Below are 10,146 nucleotides of genomic sequence, written 5' to 3' on the forward strand. Positions count from 1 at the left end.
CCGGCAGCGTGAACGCGCCATGAAAGGTTTCCGCTCGGTCGGCGGGGCCCAGCGGTTCCTGGCCGCGTTCAGCGGCATCTCACCCCACTTCCGGCTCCGCCGCCACCTGATGCCCGCCACCGCTTACCGAGCCGAGATGACCCTCCGCTTCGCCCTCTGGGAGCAGGTCACCGGCGCCGCCAGCCGGCCCACCACGGCCTGAGCACAGGCCCCGAACCGGGCCCCAACACGCTCCGACGCGCCATCAGGCAGTCACGCACCCAACAACGTGACAACGCCTGCCCGCCGCTTCCGGCAGCACACTCACGGTGTTCGTATAGATCAGGCGTCGGTATCCGCGCTGGGCGAAGTTCGCCCACATGGCAGTCAGATTCCTCTCGGTGATCTCCGCACGGTGCGGGTCCCCCTCTGGTGCCGGATGCACCTGCCCCATGAAGTCACCATCGATGATCGCGTGAGCGACCGCCTCGGAGCGCAGCAGCGCCGAAACCTCCCACCCCACCGTCGTCTTGCCGACACCAGCTCGTCCTCCGATGAGCAGTACTTCTGCGTGATCCATGGAGGCAGCGTGCCAGCGGCCGACCATCTCACGCATCCGATATCGATCCGGGCCACCCGGTCCCAGCCCTGCCCACGAGATCACGATCTACGGCTGGAGTATTAGGTGGCGGGTCGGCCGCGCCGACGTGGGCGGGTGCGGAAGCCGAAGAAGAGCCCGCCCAAGGCAAGCGCGATCACCGCCAAGACGAGGCTGTTCCCGCCCGTCACCCGGTCGGCGTCGTCCTTAAGGCCGTCCCAAAAGCCCTGTTCCGGAGTGGTGGTCGAACCACCCAGCCAGACGGAACCGTCGTCCGCGGTCACCTGGCGTTTGGTGGAGGCCTGCGCGGACTCGGCGAGTCGCGGATACCGCTCGCGCATCTCCGCCTCACCGACAGTGGTCAGATCGACCTGGGTGAGGTCCGCGCCGCCGTACGAGTACCGGGTGACACGCGTGACCCGTCCCTCGGTCGTCCTGCGGGTGACGTCGAACTCCTTGTGCCGGTAGGAGTGGACGTAGTCGTCGAAGACATCCTTGGGGCGCCAACTGCCGTCGAGTTTGGATGCGCCCAGTTCCTTGCTGTCGATCACGTCGTCGAAGGACGTCCGGTGGCCCTGCTGATGACGTTCCCTGATCCACTGGGCAATGATCCGTGCCATGAACGCCCGGCGCAGGGGCACGTACTCTGGTGCGGTGTTGACCGCCTTCACGATCTCGGGCAGGACGAGTGTCCGTACCAGGTTCTCGTTGTGAGCGTCGACCACGGGATCGGAGTCGCACGACCCCGCGTAGGGGTCGTCGATGTTCATGGACTCTGTTTTCACGTCGAGCAGCGCTTTGAGGATGTAGAACGCGTCGCCGTCCTCACGCACCTCGATCTGCCCGGGCACGATCCACATGCGGGAGGAGAAGCAGAGGGAACCGTCCGCAGATGGCCGGATTTCCCGCCAGAAGCGTTTGCCCGTCACTGAGTCGGGATGCAGGATCTTCGCCTCCGTACGTTTCATCTGGAGGTCGGCTTCGAGCATGGCCCGGCCCGCGTTGGTCTGTCCCAGGGCGGCGTCGACGATCCGATCCGGTTCGGTGGGATTGAGATTGACCCAGAACTTCTGCGGGTCCAGTGCGAGCCAGGTCCGCAGATCCGCGCCGAAATTCTGGACGACCTGCGTGCCGAGGTCGGAGTCCTGCTGGTACTCGTCGGGGAGCGTTTTGGCGGAGTACGCGTAACGGACGCCGGCCGACCCGTCGGAGATGTACCGCATCTCCAGAGTGGAGAAGTCCACACCACCGTAGGCATCGGCCCCGGCCGGGGCGTCGAGAGCCCGCGGGAGAGCACCTGAGCCCGCTCTGTTCTCTCCCTCACCGCAGTCGTCGTCGGCGGCGAGGGGCAGGGTCATCGCCATGACGGGCCGAGGGCCGCTGCCGACCCCCATCGAGACACAGCCGGCGGCCGAGCCGTCCACCGGCATGGCCTGCTTGGCCTTGGCTTCCTGTTCACGCTTGCGCTTCCTGACGATCTTCGTCCCGTTGGAGATGATGGCGCCGATCCGGTTCCTCCGCTCCAGCTTCTCGTTGGGGTCGTAGGACACGATGGACTTGAAGTTCTCCGCGGGAATCTTGATCGTGATCTTTTCGCACTTCGGACAGCGCGCCCGGTCGGAGAATCCCCCCACGGCCTTACCTAAGAGCTCGTTGATCTCTTCGGTGGACAGGCCGAGTCTCTCCAGGAACGGTCGCAGGATCCTTTCGTAGATCAGCGCCTCGGAATGCACTCCGCGCGGGTCATGTGCCTCCTGGGCCTTGTTCACCGGCACGTTGACCGCCGTGAGTTCCAGGACGGTGCGGTTCTGCGACACCCCCAGGCGGTCGAACAGCGCTTCCTTTCCCGCGTAACGCAGAATTCTTCCTCGTCCTTCATAGCGGCGCCCGTCGGCCTTTTTCCTGCTGCCCGGGAAGGGGACATTGAAGTCGAGGTTCTTGAAGTGTTTGGTGATCTTCTTGTAGACGTGCGGCGGGAAGTCGGTCACGTCAAACCAGATGATCGCGAGGTTGCGACCGCCGTCCTCCACGTGGAGCGCCTCGTGGGCCTCCATTCCCGCCTGACCGATCGGATCCTCCATGACCTCCTGGGCGATCTTCGCGTGTTCGCCTCCGGGGTCTGCCGGCGACGGGGCGGCGGGCAGGCCGTCAGGTGCCGCCCCCGACGCCTCCGCAGAGGGCGTCAGCAGGCCGGCGGCCAAGACGCCCGCGGTCAGCAGGGCGGCGCCTGCCCGGAGGGCTCGGGCGCCGGGGCTAGAGCGATGTGTCCGCATCGTGGCCGCCTGTTCCGTGCTCGGTCGGGTGCAGGTACGTGGAGAGGGGGTCCGGTGACTCGTCGAGGGTCTCGGCGGTCTCCCGGCCTCGGTGGAAGGCGACGGCGCCAACGCCGACCAGGGCCCCGGCGGTCAGCAGCGCGAGGACGACCGTGCCTGTCAGCGAGGTCCCGTTCGAGCACGGTTTGGCGACGCCGAAGCCGGACTCGCCGAACTCGATGGTGGGCGGGTACCGATAGCTGACATCGCAGGCGGACGCCGTGGGCGCGGCCAGCAGGACGGCGAAGAGCGCCGCGACCAGCACGCACAGCGAACCGAACGCCGCCCTCACCAGCTTCATGAACGGGCGGGCTCGCACCGTCGTCTCGGCGCGGGTGTCGGCCTTCATGACCTCACCAACCGTTCGGCGGCCGTGCGCAGTTGGACCACCTTCGCGCGCAACTTCTCCCCCTCCTCGACAGCAGCGGTCTCGTCGTCCCCGCCCGTGCGTTCCCGCTCCCAGCGCCAGCCGGCTACCTCCAACTGGGCCCTTTGCAGCCGCCGCAAGGCCTGTGCGGCGGGACGCCCGTACCGGCGCCAGGTGCTGACCTGTGCCCAGAACCGCAGCGCCGGATCGGCCAGGAACGGCACCTCCCGCTCGGCGATCGCGCCGCCCGCAGCGGCCTCAGCCGCCACCGCGGTACGTGCGGCGGCGGCACGCCTGCGCAACCCGGCCCGCAGCAACAGCGCGCACACCACGAGGAACGGCACCTGCGGGGCCAGCCACAGGGCGGGCGAGATCACAAGTGTGTCCAGGGCCGAGCCGATGTCGACGTGGTCATGGGCTAGCTTCGAGAACCAGGCCGACACCACCTCGGAGGCCAGGGCCGCGCCGGTCGCCGCGGTCAGCGCCGCCGCCACGAGCCCCATACGCCGCCCGCGTTCGCGTGCCTGGGCCGCGAGACCGATCCCGGCCCCGAGGAGTGCGCCGAAGGCGACCTGCCCGCCGAACAGGGCCACCGACTGGCGGACCCAGTACTCGAAGCCGCCCGTCGCGCCGTTGAAGTCACTCAGGATGCTCCACAATTCGATGAACAGGATGCTCTCGCTGAAGTTGTATCCGAGCCCGATGGCCGCGCCGAGCACCATCCCCGTCACAATATCCGTGACGCGATGCCGGACCAGCATGATCAGCAACAGGACACCGACCGCCGCGACCAGCTGGTTGACGACGATCAGATGGAGCAAGGTGTAGTCGAGGATCCGGTACGAATACCCGAGACCGGTGCCCACCCCGATCTCGGTGCCCTTCATCACGTACCCGTTGATGGTTCCGTACGCCAGGCCGGTGCAGGCCCGGCCGAGACCGAACTGGATCAGCGCGCCCCAGCCGAACGCCGTGAGCAGCATCGGCACTGGAAGCCAGGCGAACCGCTGGGACCGGTGCATCAGCCACAGGGCGAACGCACTGGTGGGAACGCACGCGAGCGCGGTCAGCGGCGCCTTCGCGATGACTGTCAGGGAGAACAGCGCGAACGATCCCAGCAGGGCCGCCAGAGTCGCCCAGGTCAGGACCCTGGCCCGGCGGTCGTCCGTGGACTTGCGGACGGCCACGACCTGGAGCGCGATGCCTAGCGCGATACCCGCGAGCACGCCCCAGAAAGCGGTGCGGGGTACAGCGAGGAAGGAGCCGAGCGAGTCCAGGGGGCCCATGTCCTCCTGCCCGGGAAGCTTCCAAAAGATCGTCAGGGACGGCTCGTCGGGCAGAACCCGTGGGCGGGTGAGATTGAGCAGTAGCTCCACCATGTACAACGCGATTGCCAGCCGGGCGAGCAGCAGTGCCCGTCCGCGGGTCACCTCGTCGTCGCGTACGCGCACGGAAGCGATCGCAACGGTGCTGGTCGGCCTGCCGGCCGACAGGCTCTCGGTCACGAGGCGTCCCCCGGTACGGCAGGCAGGCTGGGCAGTTCCAGGTCCGTGGGGAAGCCCGAGGGAAACCCGCTGGGCAAGGAGAACGAGGGCAACTCGGTGGGCAGGGAGGTGGGTTCGCCAGGCAAGGTGGGAACCGTGCCGCCGGTGAGGCCGCTTTCGCCCGTGGGAAGGACGGACGGAAATCCAGACCCGGGAGACGGCAGCCCAGGCAATTGTGGCATCTCGGGATCGGCACCACCGGTAAACTGGACCGTCAACGACGCCCCGAGCGCGACCGCGCCGATCACCGCACCGACAGCCATCAACCGCACCTGCGGACGCGGTGCGCGCCCGACCGGCTCGATATCGTCATTCGGTCCCATGGAACCCCCGATTTCCCATGTTGACGCCTCGTTAGAGGCTACTCGTCGCGCCTGCCTAACACAGCCGTCTCCATCGAATTTCCCACCGTTGCATGCGCGTTCCCCGCGTGGTACTCAAACCAGACCGTTTTGCCCTCGGCCCGCCGGATCACGGTGGTGGTCTCTCTTCCGGGACAGGCCGCCTGCCGGGTGGCGGGCGGGAGGTAGCTGGTGGGGCTCACCTACATCACAGGGGCTCGAAAGAGCCGCAAGGCGCTGGCCCAGACGACATCTCGCACATACAAGCCCTGGAGACGGGACACTGCGAACTGAGCGTTTTCAGCGTTGCCTCTCCAGGGTGAGGACCGCGGCGGCGATGATTGTCATCCGGTTCGGGCTGCAGCGGCTTCGGCGGAAGATCCGCCAGGACTTCAGCCGGGCGACGCCTCGTTCGACGGGAGCACGGGCGTGGGCGAGTGCGCGGTTCAGCGTCCGTTCGGTCGGCGTGAGTTCGCCGTTGGGCGGGCGTCGGATGGCGGTGTGTGTCAATCCCCTCGAACTGTGGAGATCTTCTAAGCGGCCAGCTCCAAGGCGGAGTTGGCCCGGTGGTCGTGTTCGTAGTCGATCGGACTTTGATATCCACACACGCTGTGTAGTCGGTGCGTGTTGTAGAAGCCGGTGATCCAGGTCGCGATCCGCAGCCGGGCCTCGGCGCGGGTGGCGAACGTGTGCCGGTGGACGTACTCGACCTTGAGCACGCTGTTGAACGCCTCGCTGACGGCGTTGTCGAAACACGACCCGACGCGGCCCATGGACTGGGTCACACCCAAGCGGCGACAGACCCGGCGAAAGCGCCGGGAGCCGTACTCGCTGCCGCGGTCGCTGTGGAAGATCAAGCCCTTCACGTCACCGCCGCGGATGGCCGCGGCCATGTTCAAGGACGCCACGACCAACTCGGCGTCATGACGTGCGCCCATCGCGTAACCGAGCAGCCGACGAGAGAACAGGTCGATGACGGTGGCCAGGTAGAGCTTGCCCTCACCGGTGGTGATCTCGGTCATGTCGCCGCACCACACCTGGTCCGGAGCGTCCGCTGCGAAGTCCCGCCGCACGAAGTCCGGGGCCGCCGGCCGTTTGCCGGGCCGGGTCAGCCCGCGCCGTCGGCGGACCTTCCGTCCGGCCAGACCCAGTTCGGCCATCAGACGGGCGACAGTGTTCACCGAGACCCGCCAGCCCGCGCGGACCAGGAGGAGCCAGACCTTCGGGGAGCCGTAGGTGCCGCCGGAGTCCTCGAAGATCTGCCGGATCGTGTCGGTCAGCTGTCCGCGCCGGACCTCACGCGCGGTGGTGGGCCTGTCGCGCCACTTGTAGAACCAGGACTCCGACACCCCCAGGACCTGGCAGGCCAGACGGTGCGGGACGCGGTGCTCGGTCCTCTGGTTACCGATGAACGCGGCCAGTGCGGCCGGATCCGTCTCGGTCACTTCACCCAGAGGACCATGCATCGCTTGAGGACATCACGCTCCATCTCCAGCTCGCGTATCCGCTTGTTCTTCTCCGACATCTCCCGCCGCAGCCGCTCCAGCTCGGCCCGCTCGGCCTCGCGCATTCGCCCGCCCGGCGCGGGCTCGGCCGGCCGGTCGGACGACGCCGACCCATTGCGCCGCCACCGCGACACCCAGCTGTGCAGCGTGCCGGGGTGCACGCCGAGCTCCTCGGCGACCTCCGGTATCGGCCTGCCTGTCTCGATCACGATGCGTACAGCACCCTCACGGAACTCAGGCGTGTACGTCCGTTGCTTGGACCCCATGAACCCCAACTTCCCCTGCAATCACGGACTCCACGCTACGAGAGGAGGGACAGTCCTCATCGATCGCGGCCAGCTGCGACGCGCGCTTCGGGTCCTTGCCCAGGCCGCCCTTGCGGCGCAGGTTCGCGAGATGCTGCCCAACGGGCGCGGGGCCGCCACCAGCCGGGTCGTCCCAGACGGCGTCCTGCCTCGGGGCGAGGTGCCCGGTGGTCCGCCGGCAGGCCCGGAGTGCGGCGAGCTTGTTCTCCCACGCCTCCTCGCTGGGCTCCCACACCATCCCGGCCTCCGGCGCGTCCAGCAGCGTCTTGCGCCGCTCCTCCAGCTCCCCGGCCCGCAGCGCCTTCCTCTGCTGATGGACCCATCGGCCAAGCGGAAACGCCTTCGTTGCCCCGACTTCGATCTCGGTGTCGTAGGGCACGGCATACAGGCCGACGATCTCGTTCTCCTTCCGCCACCGCAGCAGGGCTTGGTAGCCCTCCAGCCACACCAGGGACTCCGGCCGATAGACCCGCGTGCGCAGGAACGCCGCGATCGTCGCCGCATCGCGCGGGCTGGAGAAATGCAGCAGCGCCGACCCGGCAGCGGCATCGCCGCCATCGTCCTTCTGGTCCGCGCCGCCGGAGCCGACGATGCGCCCCTCCTCATCGCGCCGGACGTGGACCGTGCGCTGGCCGCTGGTGAGGGCGCGGGAGGCGAGCTGCTCCACGAGTCGTTCATCGTGTGAGCGCAGGCCCTGGAGCACGGCTACGAGGGGGCGGAAGCTGGCGCTGGCGACCATGTCGGTGGGGTCCTCGCCGGGCTCCAGGAAGACGGGCACGATGATCCTGGCCACCTTCGTGGTGCCGTCGCGGTTGAGCCGGAGGGCGCGGCCGATGTTCTGCACGATCTCGACCTGGGAGCCGCGGGTGTCGGCGAAGCAGACGGCCTCCACACCCCGCTCGCCGGAGATATCTATGCCTTCTCCGAGGACGCGGCAGCTGGCGAGGAACGCCCGGTGCACGCGTCGGCCCCCGGCGTCGATGCCGTTTGCGAACTGGCGCAGGACTTCGCGTCGCTCGGTGACGAGGTGGTCGCCGCACAGCCACGCCGACCACACCCTCTCCGGGGGTACGTGCCGTCCGGCCTCGAGCTCGTAGAAGGCCGCGTCGATCGACGACGCCGGCAGCTCCTCCGCCTTCACCAGGTCCTCGTCCGAGGCGTTGTTCATATACAGCTCGGCAGCGGTCTCCGGGAGCTTCTCCGCGAACGCAGCGGCTTCCTCCACCCTCTGGTGGAACGTCATGACCGTACGCAGGTTGTACGCCGCGGCGTGCTCCAGGAGTGCGGTCTGCAGCAAGGCCAGGCGCCGGCCCCGCCGCGCCTCCTCCGACTCCCCCAGGACGTGGGAGGGGTCACGGATCTCCAGGACGTCGATCTCGAACCCGGCGAGGATCCCCCGCTCGATCGCCTCCGACAGCCCCAGCTCGGCCAGCCACGACCCATAGGTCTCGGAGTCCTGGCCCATCGACGCCAGCACCAGCTCCTGGCCGTCAGTGCCCTTCTGAGGGCGGGGCGAGGCGAGAATGCGCGGGGTGGCGGTCAGGTACAGCCGGAAGTCGGCAGGGATCCGCTGGTTGTCGTGGATCGCCGCCCACGGCCGACCAAAATCACCGGCTGTGCCGTGGGCCTCGTCCACGATCGCGAGGTCGAAGCCCGCCGTCCGCTGCCCGTAGAGCCGTTCCCCACCCGCCAGCGCGGTCTCCAGCGGTCCGCGTACCTTCCGCTGACCCTCCTGGGCGTCGATGTCCTCGCGGTCCACCAGCGAGGCGTACGTGGCCAACACGACCACCGGCCCCGCGCCCGCCCACAGGGCGAGCTGGATCGGGTTGGTGGTGGTGCGTACCCCTAGCGAGGTGAGCACTGGGTCGTTCTCCAGCGAGCACACCGCCACCATCGGGGCCCGGTGGCCCACCAGACGCCACGCCTGAGCGGTCTGCACGAGCAGGTCCAGGGTCGGCACAGTCACCAGGACCCGCCCGCCCGGGAAACACTCCAGCGCGCACGCAGCCGCCGTGATCGTCTTGCCCGAGCCGGTTGCCGACACGATCGTGCCCCGTACCCCCTGAGCCGGCACAAACGACCTTGCAGAAAATCCCACCCATTTACGGAAAGCGTCTTTCTGGGTCACCTGGTGTTCCCGAAGCTGAATTCCCAGCATCCTCAAACCCTTCCTATGGCTTCTTTTTCACCTGCTTCGGGAATCACTGGGACGGTGTGAAGGGCGGCACGGAGACCGTACCGTCCTCGCCTACCACGATTCGCTCGGCGAGCTGGGCCAGGACCTGAGAGGGAGGCAGCCCCGCCCGGTAGGCCACCGACCGGAGCAACCGGCTGGACGCGGCGGACAGCCAGACCTCCGCACGCAGCTCGCCCGCTCCCTCCCGCCCCTGCTCCCCGGAGGCGGACTGTGCCTCAAGCGCACCAGCAAGCCGTTCCTCACGCTCACGAGCTCACACCGAGCTTTGAACATCCTGCTCCGGCTCGTACACACTCCAACCCAGCGCACTCATCAAGTCCCTGATGCGCCGCCACTCAGCGTGCTTGGCCAGCCAGATGAAAGCCAACCGCTCCCGGTCCATCTCGAACGTGTAGAAGGAACCGTTCCCTCTCAACCGCTCCGCGGTTTCCCGCTCACGGACAGCGGCCTCCGCGACCTTCTCCGCGACAGCGGCGGCATCCAGGCCATTCGCCTGACGCCGAACCTCATCCCGCGCCACGTCCTGAGCACTCCACATCATTTTTCCTTTTTCGGAAGCGCGGACAGCTCAGTCCGCATCAGGTGGTTAGGAGGTGTCCCGTGCTTCCGCCAAAACTACATGTGCATCAACTCCAATGAAACCACTACCCAACTTCCTCTCCCACGCAGCCAGTCAGGTCCACACCACCGACCCCAGCCACCCCTCCCTGTAGCCGCCCGGGCCGAAGGCCCGTTGACGGCACCGCGTAGCGGGGCCGGCCTTCTGGCGCGGAGCGCCAGGCGGTGGCTGGAGCGCAGCGGAAGTCACCCCACCGGGACACTAGTCCCGGAAGCTCCGGGAGCGCAGCGAACGGAGCGTCACTGGCCTTGCTGCGCAACGCCAGTGAACTGCTCGCGCAGCGAGCAGCAGCGCTTCCGCGGAGCGGGAGCGCAACCCCCGCGCGCACCGCGGGGGTTCGCTTGCCCATCGCGCAGCGATGGGGTACCCGCTCCGCGGG

At 68.0% G+C, this 10,146-nt stretch carries 7 protein-coding genes and 4 pseudogenes; 1 reads left to right on the forward strand and 10 read right to left on the reverse strand.

Going from position 1 to position 10,146, the window contains the following annotated elements; genetic code table 11:
- Positions 1-202: pseudogene (locus ACZ56B_RS32075) on the forward strand (IS6 family transposase); the annotation flags it as partial.
- A gap of 78 nt (positions 203-280) precedes the next feature.
- Here the strand turns inward: ACZ56B_RS32075 and ACZ56B_RS32080 are convergent.
- The 10 genes and pseudogenes from ACZ56B_RS32080 to ACZ56B_RS32125 all read right to left on the reverse strand — a co-directional run.
- Positions 281-559, reverse strand: a pseudogene (locus ACZ56B_RS32080) (ATP-binding protein); the annotation flags it as partial.
- A 101-nt stretch (positions 560-660) separates the two neighbouring features.
- Positions 661-2,778 (reverse strand): hypothetical protein, encoded by a 2,118-nt coding sequence (locus tag ACZ56B_RS32085; RefSeq protein ID WP_468798388.1) that lies wholly within the window; start codon positions 2,776-2,778, stop codon positions 661-663.
- Positions 2,779-2,830: 52 nt separating this feature from the next.
- Positions 2,831-3,238, reverse strand: a complete 408-nt coding sequence (locus tag ACZ56B_RS32090) for a hypothetical protein (RefSeq protein WP_468798391.1) — start codon at positions 3,236-3,238, stop codon at positions 2,831-2,833.
- Positions 3,235-4,761, reverse strand: a complete 1,527-nt coding sequence (locus ACZ56B_RS32095) for a PrsW family glutamic-type intramembrane protease (protein WP_468798394.1) — start codon at positions 4,759-4,761, stop codon at positions 3,235-3,237. Before ACZ56B_RS32095 ends, ACZ56B_RS32090 begins: the two co-directional genes overlap by 4 nt.
- The gene (locus ACZ56B_RS32100) at positions 4,758-5,123 is read right to left on the reverse strand and encodes a hypothetical protein (RefSeq protein ID WP_468798397.1); all 366 of its coding nucleotides are present in this window, start codon (positions 5,121-5,123) and stop codon (positions 4,758-4,760) included. The genes ACZ56B_RS32095 and ACZ56B_RS32100 overlap by 4 nt, the downstream gene beginning before the upstream one ends.
- A gap of 318 nt (positions 5,124-5,441) precedes the next feature.
- A pseudogene (locus ACZ56B_RS32105) lies at positions 5,442-5,642 on the reverse strand (transposase family protein); the annotation flags it as partial.
- A gap of 32 nt (positions 5,643-5,674) precedes the next feature.
- Entirely contained in the window at positions 5,675-6,586 is a 912-nt protein-coding gene (locus tag ACZ56B_RS32110; protein WP_468798400.1) for an IS3 family transposase, read from the reverse strand.
- Positions 6,583-6,912 carry a transposase gene (locus tag ACZ56B_RS32115; protein WP_468798403.1) on the reverse strand — a complete coding sequence of 110 codons (330 nt, stop codon included), beginning with the start codon at positions 6,910-6,912 and terminating at the stop codon, positions 6,583-6,585. Before ACZ56B_RS32115 ends, ACZ56B_RS32110 begins: the two co-directional genes overlap by 4 nt.
- 46 nt (positions 6,913-6,958) lie before the next feature.
- Positions 6,959-9,109, reverse strand: a pseudogene (locus ACZ56B_RS32120) (helicase associated domain-containing protein); the annotation flags it as partial.
- A gap of 292 nt (positions 9,110-9,401) precedes the next feature.
- The gene (locus tag ACZ56B_RS32125) at positions 9,402-9,689 is read right to left on the reverse strand and encodes a hypothetical protein (RefSeq protein ID WP_468798406.1); all 288 of its coding nucleotides are present in this window, start codon (positions 9,687-9,689) and stop codon (positions 9,402-9,404) included.
- Positions 9,690-10,146: the final 457 nt, after the last annotated feature.

The sequence above is a fragment of the Streptomyces sp. NPDC034670 genome, assembly GCF_055574875.1.